This is a genomic window from Corynebacterium sp. ACRPZ (genome assembly GCF_022346205.1).
Classification (GTDB): domain Bacteria; phylum Actinomycetota; class Actinomycetes; order Mycobacteriales; family Mycobacteriaceae; genus Corynebacterium; species Corynebacterium lehmanniae.
The window spans coordinates 92327-107473 of record NZ_JAKRMR010000001.1; the positions used below are offsets into that span (position 1 = coordinate 92327).

At 64.3% G+C, this 15147-nt stretch carries 15 protein-coding genes; 2 read left to right on the forward strand and 13 right to left on the reverse strand.

Annotated elements, in window-relative coordinates:
* Positions 1 to 22: 22 nt before the first annotated feature.
* The 4 genes from MHX64_RS00490 to MHX64_RS00505 all read right to left on the reverse strand — a co-directional run bounded on the left by MHX64_RS00490 (position 23) and on the right by MHX64_RS00505 (position 4772).
* Positions 23 to 1765 (reverse strand): biotin carboxylase N-terminal domain-containing protein, encoded by a 1743-nt coding sequence (locus tag MHX64_RS00490; protein ID WP_239355644.1) that lies wholly within the window; start codon positions 1763 to 1765, stop codon positions 23 to 25.
* Between the two features lie 3 nt (positions 1766 to 1768).
* Complete coding sequence (locus tag MHX64_RS00495; RefSeq protein WP_239355716.1) at positions 1769 to 3253, reverse strand: urea amidolyase family protein; 1485 nt, start codon at positions 3251 to 3253, stop codon at positions 1769 to 1771.
* Positions 3254 to 3318: 65 nt separating this feature from the next.
* The gene (locus MHX64_RS00500) at positions 3319 to 4074 is read right to left on the reverse strand and encodes a LamB/YcsF family protein (protein WP_239355643.1); all 756 of its coding nucleotides are present in this window, start codon (positions 4072 to 4074) and stop codon (positions 3319 to 3321) included.
* A gap of 59 nt (positions 4075 to 4133) precedes the next feature.
* The gene (locus MHX64_RS00505; protein WP_194560415.1) at positions 4134 to 4772 is read right to left on the reverse strand and encodes a GntR family transcriptional regulator; all 639 of its coding nucleotides are present in this window, start codon (positions 4770 to 4772) and stop codon (positions 4134 to 4136) included.
* Between the two features lie 186 nt (positions 4773 to 4958).
* On the opposite strand from MHX64_RS00505, the gene ppk2 reads away from it, so the two are divergent.
* On the forward strand, positions 4959 to 5810 hold the full coding sequence (gene ppk2, locus MHX64_RS00510) for a polyphosphate kinase 2 (RefSeq protein ID WP_239355642.1): 852 nt from the start codon (positions 4959 to 4961) through the stop codon (positions 5808 to 5810).
* On the opposite strand, the gene MHX64_RS00515 is transcribed toward ppk2, so the two are convergent.
* The 6 genes from MHX64_RS00515 to MHX64_RS00540 form a co-directional block, all read right to left on the reverse strand.
* Entirely contained in the window at positions 5811 to 6572 is a 762-nt protein-coding gene (locus tag MHX64_RS00515) for an HtaA domain-containing protein (RefSeq protein ID WP_070472765.1), read from the reverse strand.
* Positions 6573 to 6905: 333 nt separating this feature from the next.
* Positions 6906 to 7781, reverse strand: a complete 876-nt coding sequence (locus tag MHX64_RS00520; protein ID WP_239355641.1) for an HtaA domain-containing protein — start codon at positions 7779 to 7781, stop codon at positions 6906 to 6908.
* Positions 7782 to 7873: 92 nt separating this feature from the next.
* Positions 7874 to 8677, reverse strand: a complete 804-nt coding sequence (locus MHX64_RS00525; RefSeq protein ID WP_239217340.1) for a heme ABC transporter ATP-binding protein — start codon at positions 8675 to 8677, stop codon at positions 7874 to 7876.
* Positions 8674 to 9717 (reverse strand): iron ABC transporter permease, encoded by a 1044-nt coding sequence (locus MHX64_RS00530; protein ID WP_070421265.1) that lies wholly within the window; start codon positions 9715 to 9717, stop codon positions 8674 to 8676. The genes MHX64_RS00525 and MHX64_RS00530 overlap by 4 nt, the downstream gene beginning before the upstream one ends.
* The gene (locus MHX64_RS00535) at positions 9714 to 10781 is read right to left on the reverse strand and encodes a hemin ABC transporter substrate-binding protein (RefSeq protein WP_181888046.1); all 1068 of its coding nucleotides are present in this window, start codon (positions 10779 to 10781) and stop codon (positions 9714 to 9716) included. The genes MHX64_RS00530 and MHX64_RS00535 overlap by 4 nt, the downstream gene beginning before the upstream one ends.
* Before the next feature lie 25 nt (positions 10782 to 10806).
* The gene (locus tag MHX64_RS00540; RefSeq protein WP_083290123.1) at positions 10807 to 12741 is read right to left on the reverse strand and encodes an HtaA domain-containing protein; all 1935 of its coding nucleotides are present in this window, start codon (positions 12739 to 12741) and stop codon (positions 10807 to 10809) included.
* Between the two features lie 173 nt (positions 12742 to 12914).
* Here MHX64_RS00540 and MHX64_RS00545 point away from each other — a divergent pair, with 173 nt between their 5' ends.
* The gene (locus MHX64_RS00545; RefSeq protein WP_239355640.1) at positions 12915 to 13262 is read left to right on the forward strand and encodes a hypothetical protein; all 348 of its coding nucleotides are present in this window, start codon (positions 12915 to 12917) and stop codon (positions 13260 to 13262) included.
* Between the two features lie 11 nt (positions 13263 to 13273).
* On the opposite strand, the gene MHX64_RS00550 is transcribed toward MHX64_RS00545, so the two are convergent.
* From MHX64_RS00550 to MHX64_RS00560, 3 genes are all read right to left on the reverse strand, one after another.
* A complete protein-coding gene (locus tag MHX64_RS00550; protein WP_236883383.1) occupies positions 13274 to 13921 on the reverse strand; it encodes a heme oxygenase (biliverdin-producing) in 648 nt (215 codons plus the stop codon).
* Positions 13922 to 14004: 83 nt separating this feature from the next.
* Positions 14005 to 14586, reverse strand: coding sequence for a DNA-3-methyladenine glycosylase (locus MHX64_RS00555; RefSeq protein WP_070472746.1), 582 nt, complete (start codon positions 14584 to 14586; stop codon positions 14005 to 14007).
* Positions 14583 to 15041, reverse strand: coding sequence for an HAD hydrolase family protein (locus MHX64_RS00560; protein WP_239355639.1), 459 nt, complete (start codon positions 15039 to 15041; stop codon positions 14583 to 14585). The genes MHX64_RS00555 and MHX64_RS00560 overlap by 4 nt, the downstream gene beginning before the upstream one ends.
* Between the last annotated feature and the right edge of the window lie 106 nt (positions 15042 to 15147).

The window sequence follows — 15147 nt, forward strand, 5'->3', positions numbered from 1 at the left end:
TATGGCCGAGGTGCAGCCTCTGCTAGGAAATCGTTGCGATCGTGGCGTTCGCCTTGACGCGCTCGCCCTGCTGTGCGGCAAGCGAGATCTGCCCGTCGCGAGGCGCTTTGATCTGCGATTCCATTTTCATGGCCTCGACGGTGGCGATCGCGTCGCCCTTGGAGACGACGTCGCCGTCGGCGACCAACCATTCAACGATGGTGGCTTCGTACTTCGACGTCACGGCGCCTGCCTCGTCGCCGGCCGGGCCAGCCGCTTCGGCCGGGGCCGTGGCCGCGCCGCCGAGCATGGCGACGGGGAAGCCGATGGTGTGCAGGCGGCCGTCGATTTCCACGACGACGTCGCGGCGCTCGTCGTAGATGTGCTCGATGTCGACGCCGTTGTGTTTCTGCGACGGCGAGTAGTTGTGGTCGACCCAGTCGGTGTAGACGTCGAGGCTGTCGCCGGTGATTTCGGGCGCGTCGACCATGTCGCGGTGGAACGGCAGCACGGTGCGCACGCCTTCGATGACGAATTCGCTCAAGGCTTGCTTGGCGCGGGCGAGCGCGGTGTCGCGGTCGGGGCCCCAGACAACGAGCTTGCCCATCAGCGAGTCGTAGTACGGCGGGATTTGGCCGCCGGTGCGCACGCCGGTGTCGATGCGCACGCCGGGGCCGGTGGGCACGTCGAAACGCGTCACCGTGCCGGGCGAGGGGGCGAAGCCGTTGGTGACGTCCTCAGCGTTGATGCGGAACTCAAACGCATGCCCGCTTATCGACGGATCGGTCCCGCCGCCGTCACCGTCCGAGCCGACGAAGGACAGCGGAAGCCCGTCGGCGATGCGGAATTGCTCGGCGATGATGTCTACGCCGGTGACGGCCTCGGTGATGGGGTGCTCGACCTGGACGCGTGTGTTGACCTCCAAAAACGACACGGTGCCGTCTTCCGAGACGATGTATTCGACGGTGCCGGCAGACTGGTAGTTCGCCTTGCGGATGATTTCGCGGGCGCCTTCTTCGATGGCGGTGCGCTGCTCGTCGGTCAAAAACGGCGCGGGGGCTTCCTCGATAAGTTTTTGGAAGCGGCGCTGGGTGGAGCAGTCGCGGGTGCCGAGGACTGCGACGTTGCCGTGCGCGTCGGCAAGCACTTGCGCCTCGACGTGGCGTGGGTGGGTGAGGAACTTCTCCACGTAGCACTCGCCGCGGCCGAACGCTTCCTTCGCCTCGCGGCCGGCGGAGGCGAAGCCTTCCTCGATGTCGGCTTCGTCGAAGACGACCTTCAGGCCGCGGCCGCCGCCGCCGAAGGCTGCCTTGATGGCAATAGGCATGCCGTGTGTGTCGGCGAAGTCGCGGGCTTCCTCCCAGGTGGACAGTGGCTCGCCGGTGCCTGGTGCGAGCGGGGCGTCAGCCTCGACGGCAAGCGCGCGGGCGGAGAGTTTGTCGCCGAGGAGTTCGATGGCCTCCGGCGATGGTCCGATCCAGGTCAGGCCGGCCTGCTCGACGGTGCGGGCGAAGTCGGCGTTTTCGGAGAGGAAGCCGTAGCCGGGGTGGAGGCAGTCGGCGCCGGCGCGGTGCGCGATCTCGATGAGCGCCGGGATGTTCATGTACGTCTCGGCGGAGGTCTTGCCCGGCAGCAGATAGGCCTCGTCGGCGACCTGGGTGTGCAGCGCCCCGGTGTCCGGCTCGGAGTAGACGGCGATGGAGCGGATGCCCAGATCGCGGGCGGTGCGCGCGATGCGCGCGGCGATTTCGCCGCGGTTGGCAATCAGTACGGCAGAAAGAGTCATGAATTAACCTTCCAGGGTGTAGCGCTCGAAGCGGAGTTTTCCGCCGGGCGGGAGTTGTGCGGCGATGTCGACGTCTTCATTGATCACGGTCGCGATGACAGGGTATCCACCGGTCACGGCGTGGTCGCGCAGGAAGAGCACGGGCTGGCCGGACGGGGGGATCTGCACGGAGCCTGCGACCATGCCTTCGCTGGGCAGCTCGCCGTCGCGCGAGCGGGTCAGCGGGGCGTCGGATTCGAGGCGCAGGCCCACGCGGTTGGAGTCGCCGGTGACGGTGAAGGTGGTGGCGAAGAACCGGTCCACGGCGTCTTTGTCGAACCAGTCGTCGCGGGGGCCGAGGACGCAGCGCACCACGCCGACGACGTCCGCGCCGTCGCGTTCGACGCGCAGCGGGTTGGACAAAAGCGAGTTCGCGGATTGCGGCGGGGTCAGCGACATAGCGATGGTGTCGCCGGCTGCCAGCGGCTTTGGGCCGAGGCCGGAGAGCATGTCGGTGGCCGCGGAGTCCAGCTCGGTGTCGGCGATGAGCCCGCCGCGCACGGCGACGTAGGTGCGAAAACCCAGGCGCGCCGGCTTGACGACGACCTCCGCGCCGGCCGGCACAATCGTCGGGGTGGCCAGCGGCGCGGGGCGCCCGCCGACGGTGACTTCGGCATCGGCGCCGGTGACGCAGATGACGGTTTCAGCCAGGGCGGTCATGGTCAGCCCGCCGACGTTTTCCAAAAGCGTAGCGTTGCGTTTGTTGCCCACCGCGGCGTTGGCGGTGCGGGCGGAGGCGCGGTCGGTGGACCCGGACGTGGTCACGCCCAGGTTGCCGTTGCCTTGTCGGCCGAGGTCCTGGTATAGCGTCTGCAGGCCCGCGTCGTCCAGTGTGAACACGGGGCGGCGCGGCGGTGTGGCCAGGTGCTTGCGCGCGGTCTGCGTGTCCGCGGGCAGGGTGTCCACGGCGTGGTAGTGCACGCGGTCGCCGGGGGCGACGAGAGCGGGTGGGGTGGCGGTGGAGTCCCACATCGGGGTGGCGGTGGTTCCGATGAGCTGCCAGCCGCCGGGGGAGGTGCGCGGGTAGACGGCGGAGAACTCGCCGGCCAGGGCGACGGCGCCTGCGGGCACGGCGGTGCGCGGCGAGTCGCGGCGCGGGATTGCTAGCGCGCGCGAGGCGTCTTCCGGCACGCAGTAGGTGAACCCGGGGGCGAATCCGCCGAAGGCGGCGACCCAGGTGGTGGAGGTGTGCCACTCGATCAGCTCACGCGGGCTCATGCCTAGCGACGACGCCAGCGCGTCGATGTCTTCCCCGTCGTAGTGCACGTCGATGTCGATGTCGCGCGGCGTGCCCATATCCGCAGCGGCGGGCGAATAGCCGGCGAGCATATCGACGGCGTTGGCGGTGGCGGTGGGCGAATCGAAGGTCACGAGCACGGTGCGCGCGGCGGCGATGACGTCGGTTTGGTGCTCCAGCGGCGAGGCGGAAAGCGCCGCGTAGAAGTCCATGACGGTTTTCAGGTCGGGCAGGTCCACGATGAGGGCGCGGGTGCCAACTCGCTTTACGGGGTAGCTCACAGGACGGCCTCGATGCGGATGCCTTCGTCGGCAAGCTTGTGCACGACGCTGCGGGTCAGTTCGACGGAGCCGGGGGAGTCGCCGTGGACGCAGACCGATTCGGCCTGGACTTTGACTTCGGTGCCGTCGATGGCGGTGACGGATCCGGTGGAGGCGACTTGGAGCACTCGCTTAGCGACGTCCTGCGGGTCGTGCATGACCGCACCCGGCTCACGGCGCGACACGAGCGTGCCGTCGGGGTTGTAGCCGCGGTCCGCGAACGCTTCGCGGATCACGCGCAGGCCTGCCTTTTCGGCGATGTCGACGGCGACGCCACCGGGAAGCAGCATCACGGCAAGGTCGGGGCTAAACGCTTTGATGCCGTCGATGACCGCCTTGGCGTGGGCTTCGTGGTGGACGATCGTGTTGTAGAGCGCGCCGTGCGGCTTGACGTAGCGCACGCGCATGCCGTGGACGCCGGCCAGGGCGTCGAGGGCGCCGATTTGGTAGAGCGTTTCGTCGGCGAGCTCGGCTGGGGCGTAGTCGATGAAGCGGCGGCCGAAGCCGGCCGGGTCGTTGTAGGCCACGTGCGCGCCGAGGGTCACGCCGTGGGCGGCGGCGTTTTTGAGGGTGCTGGCGATGGAATGGGGGTCTCCTGCGTGGAATCCGGTGGCGACGTTGGCGCTGGAGACCATCTCCAGCATGGCTGCGTCGTCAGCGACCGGGTTGCCCGCGGTGGTCTCGCCGAGGTCAGCGTTGAGGTCGATGTGCATGGCCCTAGTTATACAACCTGGCGCATGTGATCTCGCACTCAGGTTGGGCCGGGGGTGGTTTAGACAGCGCCGTTGTTGATCTTCTCGATCATCTCGATGATCGCCTCGGCCTGCTCCATCAGCTGCACCTGGAGGTAGTCGGAGGCGGCTTGGCGGTCGCCGGACTGGACCAGTTCGACGATGTGCTCGTTGACCTCGATGAAGCGGCGGTTGAACGCCGGGTCGCGCTCCAGGATGGGCAGGGTGGCCAGGCGGAGGAAGGCGTCGAGCTGGTCCATGGTGTCGCCGAGGGTTTTCGAGCCCATCGCGGCGAGCACGACGTGGTGGAAGGCTTGGTTGACGGCGATGAGCAGGTCGTCGTCTTCTTCCTCGATTGCGACGCGGGCTTCCTTGTTCAGCTCGTCGAGTCGTTCGACGTCCAGGTCCGGGCCCCACAGCAGCGCGGCCGGCTCGATGGCGGCGCGGGCGCGGAAGGTGTCGGTGACGAACTCCGGCGTCGGGGTGGCCAGGAACACGCCACGGTTGGGGATGCGTTCGCAGAGGCCTTCGGCGGTCAGCATGGCGAAAGCTTCACGCAACGTGTTGCGGGAAACCCCGAAGCGCTCGGCGAGGGCGACCTCGTTGAGCTTTTGCCCGGGAGCGAATTCGCCACGTGAGATCGCTCGGCGGACCTCGGCGGAAACGTTGTGTGCAAGCATGGCATCCGTATTGAAATCAGTTGTCACCTACCGTATTTCTGCAGGTGGGTGACCACGTTGGTTAGAACTAGAGAGAGTATAACGCATTTATTGTTGAACAATGCACTGGTTACCTCATGTTGATCTTTCTTCTCAGGTTCCAGTGTCTTTTTAGTGCTCACAGCGCCTGCGGGTACGGTTACACCCATGAGCCACGACAACAAACCGCCGAAACTGTCCAAGAAAGCCTACGAAAAAGAGCTGCTGCGCCTGCAGGCTGAGCTTGTGGCTATGCAACAGTGGGTGGTGCAAAACGGTGAGCGCTTGGTCATCGTCATGGAAGGCCGCGACGCCGCCGGTAAGGGCTCCGCGATTAAGCGCATCACCCAATACTTGAACCCTCGCACCTGCCGCATCGAGGCGCTGCCGAAGCCGACGGATCGCGAGCAGGGTCAGTGGTACTTCCAGCGTTACGTGGAGAAGCTGCCCACGGCCGGCGAGATCGTCATCTTCGACCGCTCCTGGTACAACCGTGCCGGCGTGGAGCGCGTGATGGGCTTTGCGTCCTCGCAGGAGTACCGGCGGTTTTTGCACCAGGCGCCGATCTTTGAGCGCCTGTTGGTCGAAGACGGCATCATGCTGCGCAAATACTGGTTCTCCGTTTCCGACGAGGAGCAGTACAAGCGTTTCCAGTCCCGCCGCAACGATCCTCTGCGTCAGTGGAAACTCTCGCCGATGGACCTGGAGTCCATCACAAAATGGGAGGACTACTCCCGCGCAAAGGACGAGATGTTCGTTCACACCGACATCCCGTCGGCGCCGTGGTACACGGTGGAAAGCGAGGACAAGAAGCGCTCGCGCATCAACGTCATTTCGCACCTTTTGTCCACTATCCCGTACGAGCACACTAAGCCGGACCTGCCGGAGATCCCGGAGCGCCCGGAGACCACGGACTATGAGCGTCCGCCTCGCGACGAGTTCCGCTACGTCCCCGACGTCGCCGCCGAGTTGGAGAAGCGCAAAGTGGGCAAGGGCAGCAAGAAGAAAAAGAGAAAGTAGTTACCGGGGCAGCCACTGCGCAAGGAGCGCCCGGACCGGGGTAAGGGTTGATGCGTAGGCGAGACTGCCAAGTACGGCGAGCACGCCCACGGCGATGCCCGCGATCGCCCCAGGGCTGAGAGCAGTCGCCCCGAATGTCACGTTGAGATCCACTTCAGAGTCTTTTAGCAACGTGCCCTTCGGGTAGTGCCTGAGGGACTTCTCCATGCCGGTATCCGACACCGTTGTCCGGTTGTGCTCTGTCACTCGTTTCGGCGGGGTGATCTCGCTGCCGAGTGTGAAGGTGACCAGCGGCTCGTCGTCCCCCTTGGCACCGACTGGCTTGTACGTCTTGTTCGCGACCCCGGCGAGGAGGTAGTCGCCGTACAAAGTGGCGTTTTTTCCCTCCACCTTCAGCTTGAGGTCCGAGTACTTTACGTCTACGGCCCAGCCGTCGTAGCCACCCGCATTCTTGTATCCCTGTACCTGCGCTGAGCCGTCGAGCGCGAATGTCCACGTCTTTCCGGTCCGCGTCGCGGAGGTGACCGGGAAGGAGAATTCAAGCGCTTCCTGGTTCCACGTCGCGCCCCCGCCTGTGAGCACGCGACCTTGACCTTTAATGACGGCCTGATTCAGAAAACCGGTGGAAATGGGCCACACAAATTCGCCGCCAACCTCGGCGGGCTCAGCGGAGGAGCTTTCGGCGGCGGCAGGAATTGCCAGCGCAGTGGCGAATATAAGCGCGGAGAACCCCGCCGCAGCGGCGTTTCGGGAGATGAGCATTGAGGCGAATCCTGTTCGAATCAAATGAGGGCCTCGCCGGACGACGGGGCTCTTGGGACAGTGTTTAACGCACCAGTTGGGGCAGTTGTGGAGGCTTGATGCCGAGGATTGACGCGGCCCCCTGTATGAGGGCGCCGAGCGCGAACCCTAAACCGGTGAAAGCCATCGCCAGTGCGATTGCCCGCGTGGCTTGCGTAGCCGGCGAGCCGTCGTCTGTCGAGGAAATCTCCGTGAAAGTGTCTTCCTCCGCAGTTTGGCCTTCAGTGACGGCGGGGGAGCAAAGCAATAGCACCACCGCCACCGCGGTGGACAATCGCGCCTTGCACATGGACGCTACTTGCCCATGAACTGGTTAATCAGCTTCTGGACCGAAGGCTGAGTCGCCGCAAAGCCCAGGCCGCCCAGCACTGCGATAACCGCCATGACAATGCCGACGATTGCGCCGGTGCTCGAGCCGTCCTCACCGGTCGGCTTCGGGTCAGTCGGCTTCGGGTCAGTCGGCTTCGGGTCAGTCGGCTTCGGGTCAATCAGCTTCGGGTCAGTCGGCTTCGGGTCAGTCGGCTTCGGCTCCTTCTTCGGGGCCTTGAATGCGAGGTTGACGGCGACTTTCGAGTCATCCAATGGCTTGCCGACTTCGTAGCTCGAGCCGAAGATGTCGACGCCGAACTCGGTCAGCTTGGTCGGGGTGAACGTCGCAGACAACTTGTTGTCCTTGCCGGGCTTCAGCGCATCTGTGACCTCGAACTCTGCGATCGGCTTGTCGTCTCCGGTGGCGGTGGTGGGCTCAGAGCCCGGCATTGCGCCCTTGCGCACGTAATCCGCCTGCAGGACGCCCTTCGTGCCGTTGACCACAATCTTGAAGTCGGACATCTTGATGTCCATAGCGCCGTGGTGGCCCTCGATCGAAATGGCGCCGTTGAGGTCAATGGTGCCGTTGCCGTTGGCATCGAGGGCGGAGTCGGCGGCATTGACCGGAAGTGCGAAGTCAGCAAGCTTGCCGTCGCGAAGCACCTTCTCCGCGCCTTCTGTGGTTGTGATGGTGCTGGCGACGAACGGGGATTGCACGTAGCGCAGGAACGATTCCTTGATGTTCCAGTGCGCATTTCCCGACTCGATGGTTGGCGCATCCGCGAAGGCAGCGGGGGTGGCGAATGCAGTCGAGATCATGGCCGTGGCGGTGATGGCCGCGAGGGTGGTGGTGCGGGACATTGATGAAGCCTTTCGGTGAGTTGGTGTGGTGGATGTAACATCGCACCGATTGGATAGGGTAGGCTAACCTTAGCAAGGTATCCCTAACTTTTTCAAGGGGTGGGGGGAGCTGGGGCTGGACACCAGAGTCCGGAGACGGGTTCACCCGCCTCGTCGGGGGCCACTAGGATCCGCCCACTGCTTCGCAACACGGTGATGGGCCAGTCGTAGACGGAGCTGAGAATCGCGTCGTTGTACACTTCGTCAACGGTGCCTGCCGCTGTAATCTCGCCCGCCTTAAGGCACACGACGCGGTCGCAATATCGCGCCGCGAGCTGTAGGTCGTGCAACACGACGATGACTGTCACACCGCGACGCGCAAGCGCGCGAACGGCTCCCATCGTTTGTTCTTGGAAGTGAACGTCCATGGCTGCCGTTGGTTCGTCGAGAAGCACGACCTGCGTTTGCTGCGTGAGCACCCGCGCGAAGGCTGCGCGGGCTCGCTCTCCGCCGGACAGCGTCGCAATCTCGCGGTCCTGTAGGTGGGTGATCCCCGTCGCGTCGAGCGCCGCATCCACGATCGCCGCATCGTCCGGCCCACGGCCCCAGGGGTGGCGGCCCATTTCGACGACATCGCGCACGAGGAAGGAAAACGCCACGCTGACGTCTTGGAGCATGACAGCGCGCGTGCGCGCGAGTTCGGAGGCTGTGCTTTCCGACGCATCCTTGCCCGCCACCTCGACCACTCCGTGCGCGAGCTGAATGTCACCCGCCAAGGCCGACAGCAGGGTCGACTTTCCGGCTCCGTTGGGGCCGATAAGCCCGGTGACCTGGCCGGCGGTTGCGTGCAGGTCGACTTGGTTAAGAATCGTGCGGTTTTGCTTCTGCACAGTGACGCCACGTGCGGTAACAGTCATATCTGGTGGTTCTTTCGTATCATTTGCCGCAGCAGCAAGAAGAATGTTGGCCCACCGATCAGCGCGGTAAATATGCCAATCGGTAGGTCTGCAAAGGGGATGATTGTGCGGGCGAGAATGTCGCCGGCACCGATCAAAAGTGCCCCACCGAGAGCTGAAGCGGGGAGCAGCACCTTATTGGAAGGGCCTACCGCAGTGCGCACGATGTGCGGCACCACAAGACCCACAAACCCGATCAGTCCCGCAAACGAGACAGCGGCAGCGGTGAGCAGCGTCGACAGCACGATCGCCGCCATTCGCAGGCGTGTGACATTGAGCCCGACGTGGTAGGCGGCCTGGTCGCCGAGTGCGAGAAGGTCGAACTTGCTGCCTAACAGCATCGCCAGCGTCAGTGACACGATGACCACGCCTGTCACTGCGCCCGTTTGCGCCCAGTTCGCGCCCGAGAGAGTGCCCATCTGCCAAAAGATGATTTGCTCTCGCGCGGTCGTGGGGGCCATAAAAGTGAGCACTGAAATAATGGCACCGCAGATAGCGTTGGCCGCGATACCCACCAAGATCAGGTTGAGCACGCGAACCTTGCCGCCGACTCGCGAGAGGAAGTACACCACCGCGGTTGCAAGGGTCCCAGATATAAAGGCAAGGACGGGCACCGTCATCGTGCCGAAAGTGGTGAGCCCGAAGACGAGCGCGACGGCGGCCCCGACGCCCGCGCCGGTGCTCACGCCGATCACGCTCGGCTCCGCGAGCGGGTTGGCGAAGACTGCCTGCATGAGCGCCCCGCTGACGCCCAGCGCGGCACCGACGAACAGACCGAGCACCAGGCGGGGGAGTCGGATCTGCCAGATCACGGACGCTTCCAGAGAGGTTGCGGACAGCGGACCGGCCTGGAGAATCGGCCACAGCTCACGGACCGAAAGCTCGAACTGTCCAACCATGATCGAGCCGATGGCTGTCGCCACCAGTAGCACACTGACGGTCGTGAACAGCGCCACACGGCCGCGGCGGCGGGCGTGAAACACCTCGGCGGAAGATGTCACTGCCCCTCCCCGTACAGGGCGTGGGCTGCGCGCAGCAGAAGTTCCCCGGTTTGGGGGCCGAACGCAAGCGAGTCGCCGTCGGGAAGTGAAAGCACGCGCTTGTGCTGGCCGGCGGTCGTCTGTGCGACACCGGGTCGTTGAAGCAGGCCCTCGATATCGCCGGTGGATTGCAGCCCGCCGTTCATCATGACGAACACCTCCGGATTGACCTGGGTGAGCGCTTCGGGGCTGGCGGGGGAAGCGTTGCCGATGCCGTTTTCAGTGTTCACGTCAACGCCGCCGAGCGCCTCGATGAGGTCCTTGGTGCCGTCTTCGCCGCCGAGCAGGTAGAACACGCCGCCGGTCCCGCGCGCGTACAGGAATGACATGCGCAGCGGCTGTTTCGGGACGACCTGTTTGATCGCTTCGAGAGCTTGCTGCACCTCTTTTTCACTTCGTTCCGCGAGGAGTTTGCCCGCTTCTGGCTCCCCGACGACGGAGGCCACGTTCATGATGTCCTCTCCCATTGATGCCATGGTCCGTTTCGGCTCCATGACGACGGTGGTCACGCCCGCCGCGCGGATTTGGTCGATGGCCTCGCTCGGACCGACGGAGTGATCCACGATGACCAACGTCGGGCGCAAGTTCAGTATTGCCTCCACGTTTAGTGAGTGACCGTTTTCGGTGACCACGGGAAGGTCAGAAAGCGAGGGTTCCGCGGAGCTGACCGTGCGACCGACAATGTTGTCCGCCAACCCGATACCGCGGAGCGTCTTTGTGTAGGTGCCGTAGAGGTCGAGCGCGAGGATGCGGGAGGTGTCGGTGACCGTGACGTCGTGGCCGTCGGCGTCAGTGAGTTCGACGGGCAGCGCAGTTTCGCGCTCCGCTTCGACGGGTTCTACCTCGGAAATCTCCGATACCATCGCGACGCCCTCAGCCTGGTGCGGGTCGGCTCCGGTTGCGAGCGACTGCGAAAGCGCCTTTTGTTCGGTTTGCACGGGGTTGTCCCAGCTGGCGCAACCTCCAAGCGACAGACCCACGGCCGCCGCGACCGCGCAGACGAGGGGTGTTTTCCAAAGCTTCATTGAGAGTTTCCTTTTCTATCCGGTTTTATCCGGTCGCAATAAACCTGGTCAGCGCGCCACCGGCGCCGAGCAGCGAGGCCACCAGAAGCAGGAGTTTGGCCACCGTTGAGTCGTCCCAGCCTCCGCTGCCGGCGCCGTCGCCTGCCGCGGAGTTTTTGATCTGGAACTTTCCGCCTTCGGGCTGTTTGGCGGATTCCACGGCATCTGTACCTTCTACCTCGTCGAACACGCTGCCTTTTGCGTTTTCGGGGGTCGTCCCTGAGTTCAGCTTCGCTTGGGCTCCTGCCGTGCCGCCGCGCTTCAGCGCCGCAGCGTCACCTGCGGTTCCGCCTTTGCCTGTCGACGACTCCGAGGAGGCTCCACCCTGCCCCTCGCGGCAGTTCGCCGTGTTGCCGAGGCGAGCGCTGAAACTCACTGGGTCGAGTGGGGCCCCAGCGGGGTAGAACTGGCCGAACGCCTCCGCGCCGACTTGGGTGAGCGTCGCCTGCGCGGAGCCGGACACCGCGGAATCGGAGACGCTCAGCTCGCTGAAGGATAAGTTGGCGATCGCGATGCGGCCGAAATCATTCGCCTTGCCATCAGTGCTATTCGACGAAACATTGATGACGATTTGGCCCGAATCGCCACTGAACTGGATCTCCATATTGGAAAAGCGGGTGTCTAACACCCCTTCGTGGCCGGTGAAGTGGATGGTGCCGGGGTAGAGGATGGAACCGGAGCGTGCGGCAGTGTCCACCGCGCCGGAATTGCCGGAGAACGTGAACGCGTTGCCGTCGTCGCCGACGCCTTTGAGTTCCCAGCGTCCTTTCGCGATGTTGCCGCGGATGTACGTGCGGAAAGATTGGCGAATGCCCCACTGGGCCTCGGAACTGACAATCCCACGAGACGCGCTCGAGTCACAGATCCCGCTGTCGCTGGCGCCACCCGCAGGTGCCGCACCAGTGGGTTTTGCTGCATTACCGGTGTTCGTGCCGCCACTCACCTTCGGCGCGCCGGCTGGTGTCGCGGGGACGGAGCCAGGGTTGACGTTCGCTGGACTGTTCGTTGCGTTGGAGGTTCCTCCCGTTCGGGAGGCATTGGACGTGGGGGCGCCGCTGTTGGCCGCTGGTGCAGGGCTCGTGCCTTCCTGCATCGGAAGTACCCGGCGATGCAGTGACTCACCGCTGCGCAGCAGTGTCTCAGTGTTGGCGAACATCGCGTTGAGTTCTTCCAGGGTGTCGTTGATCTCGCCGAGGAGGCGGGCCGGGCCGGAGGTGGCGCCCGATCTCTTTGCGCCGGAGGTGCCGCCGCCCTCTTTGGGCTGTGGGGCGGGGCCGGAGGCGTCGTTAAGCGATAGCTCAATTGTGACCGGGTCGAGTGGAGCGCCCACCTCGTAGAAGCCACCGAAGATCTCCGCACCGGTTGTGGTGAGGGAGGTGGGGCCTGCGATGGTCGTTGTTTGTGCGGAGAAATCCGGGGCGGCGTTGAGCGCGATGGTGGCGAGCAGCTCTTGGGTGCCTTCGCGCACCGGGCCGGTCGAGTTCATGCCCTCGTACTTCCGCGAAGCGTAATCCACCCGCAGTTCGGCTTGAGTGCCATTGACCACCACTGTGGGGTTGCGCAGCGTCATATCAAGCGCGCCGTTGTGTCCGGTGAAATGGACCTCACCCTGGAAGCTGATTTCGCCGGCCGAGGCTGAAGTCAGTGCCGAGGATTTGGCGTCGAACGTGAAACCGTCGCCTGAGCGCTGTGCGCCGCCACCGACCGAAATGCTGCCGTGGGCTATGGGACCTTCGATGTATTTTCTGAACGATTCGCGCACCCCCCATTGCATGGTTCCCGCTGAGACACTGCGGTGTGTGCTGGCAGGCTCTTCGGCCGCCGCGAGAGGAAGAAGCGCAGGCGCGGCGCCGAACATGGTGGCGGTAAAGCCGATCAGGCTCGCGCAAGCGACTGCGCCGAGGTGGGTGCGAACATTCATGGTTGCCTCGAGGTGCGAAATAGCGAAAAGTAGGTAGGCTAACCTTACCTAAGTAAGGTTAGGTTTGCATAATGTTGAAAGGGGTTGTCGTGATGGCGCAACAGACGGGACCTGCTACCAAACTCATTCGACCTGTCGGTGTGCGATTGCCGCGCACATATGAAGGCGGCGCTGTGCACTTCGTCACCTGGGAGCGCGCCCTGATCGCCTTGATCACAGGTGTGATCGCGTTTGGGGCGGGTACCGGAAGCATCTGGGTGGCGTTCCCTGCGAGCGTGGCGTTGGTGGCTGCGGTTCTCGGGCTTTCGTCACTGCCCTCGCATAAGGGCCGCGATGCCAGTGCTCGACTGGGCAAACGCGCGGGGATCGTCCTCGCGGTGGCTTGGGGGTTGATTGTTTGCTTGGCAGTGCTAGTGCTGTTTCTGGTGCCTGCGCAGTTCACGCTCACCGGCGGAGTGCTCACCGCGTTCGTGGCGGCTGGGGCGATCTGGGGTGCGATCGCTTACGTTGACAGGCGTTAGTGAGCCCCGGCCTAGCCGGCGTGGGTCGAAAGGTCCTGGAACACTGCCTGGTTCAGGGCGAAAACGTGCTGGGCGGTGGAGATGATTCGTGCGCGCTCTTCGTCGTTAAGCTGTATCGCGTCGAGCGCTTCCTTGTAGTGCGCGCGGTAGTGTGGGATCTTGCCTACCGCGGAGAAGTTGTAGAAGTGCAATGCCTCGTCGGGCAGTGCGTACGCGTTCTGGAACACGCGTGCGAGCACCTGTCCGCCGGCAATGTCGCCGAGGTAGCGCACGTAGTGGTGGGCGATGACTTCCGGGCCGGAGTCCGGGGTGAGCGCCTCGAGTTCGGCAACGTAGCGCCTCGTGGCATCGAGTGGGGCGGTGGTTTCCTTCCAGCCGGCACCGAGCATGGCGGTGAGATCGGCTTCGAGGGCGGGCACGCGCTCGAGGCGCTCGTCGGCGATCTGCGCCACCGCGGGGTGGGAAGCGGCGCGGCGTACCGCAGCTTCGAGTGCCGAATAGATGTGGAAGTACTGCACTGTCAGCTCTGCTACGGCTGCCCGGTCCAGCTCGCCTTTTCCAAGGCTCGACATGAAGGGGGAATTCTCGGCGCTGGAGTGCGCAGTGGCAGTCTGGTCTTTGAGTGCGGCCGACAGTCGCTGGTCAGTGGGGGCGGCCATGGTCATCTGCTTCTCCAATCTAGGAATGAAGGGTAGGGTACCCTTAGTTGCAGATTGAGAATATAGGTAAGCCTAACCTTTAATCAATCACCCAAAAGGTTGATCCGCTTCGGGCGCCCGCGTGGTGTGGATACGGTTTTGTCGCCGGGGATCCAGAACCGCCACGGGGCGTCTTTGTTTTTGGAGATCCCGATGCGCGGTCCTGCGACCCATTCGGGTTCGGTGTCGCGTGGGGTGAGGTGAACGGGGGTGCCGTTGTCGCCTAACCCCAGTCCGAGCGCTTGGCCGAGGTTGCCTGGCCCGCGTGCGAGGTTTTCAAACGGGATTATGGCACGGTCGGGGCGTTGTCGCCGCTTGCGGGCGAGTGCTTCGCCGGCGATGATTTCGCCGCCGCGCATGAGGCAGCCTTGGCCGACGCCTTCGGGTGCGCAGACGATGTTGCTGTTGTGGTGGATGCCGTAGGAGAGGTAGACGTAGAGCCTGCCGGGTGGGCCGAACATGGCGGCGTTGCGGGCGGTTTTGCCGTTGTGGGTGTGGGCGGCGGGGTCGTCGTCGCCGAGGTATGCCTCGACTTCGGTCAGGCGCACGGTTACCCCGTTGTGGGTGATGAGGCACCCCAGCAACTGCGGTGCGACGACGTCGGCGGGTTGGGTGAAGTCGATCATTTCAGCCATTGCGCAAGCTTATCGACGACCGCCTCGTCCCCGTTTGACCCAATCACCTCGTCCGCGATCGCTTTGAGGTCGGGGTGTGCGTTTTCCATGGCGACGGCGTAGCCGGCGGCGCGAAGCATGCCGTAGTCGTTGAGGAAGTCGCCGAATGCTGAGGTCTGTGCAAGGGGGATACCCAGCGTGTCGGCGAGCGCTTCGAGTGCGTGTCCTTTGTCGGCGTCTGGGTGCATGATGTCTAGCCAGTGTTTGCCGCTGACTACAGCGCGCAGCTCGGGGGCGTGTTCGCGGACCCAGGGCAGGGCGTCGCGTTCGGCGTCGGTTTCGACGTAGAGGGCGATTTTGATCACGGGGGTGGGGTGGTCGCCGAGTGCTGCCAGTGTTGTGCGGGAGGCGTAGTACTTGTCTACCTCGGCGTCGATGGCCGGTGGCAGCGGGAGGGTGGCGGCCACTTCTGGTGCACAGATGACGGTGTGGGCGGGAAATGGTGCGTCGGGAAGCGCTGCGATGAGGTTGCGGGCAGCATCCAGGGGTAGGGCGGTGGTGGAGACCGAGAGT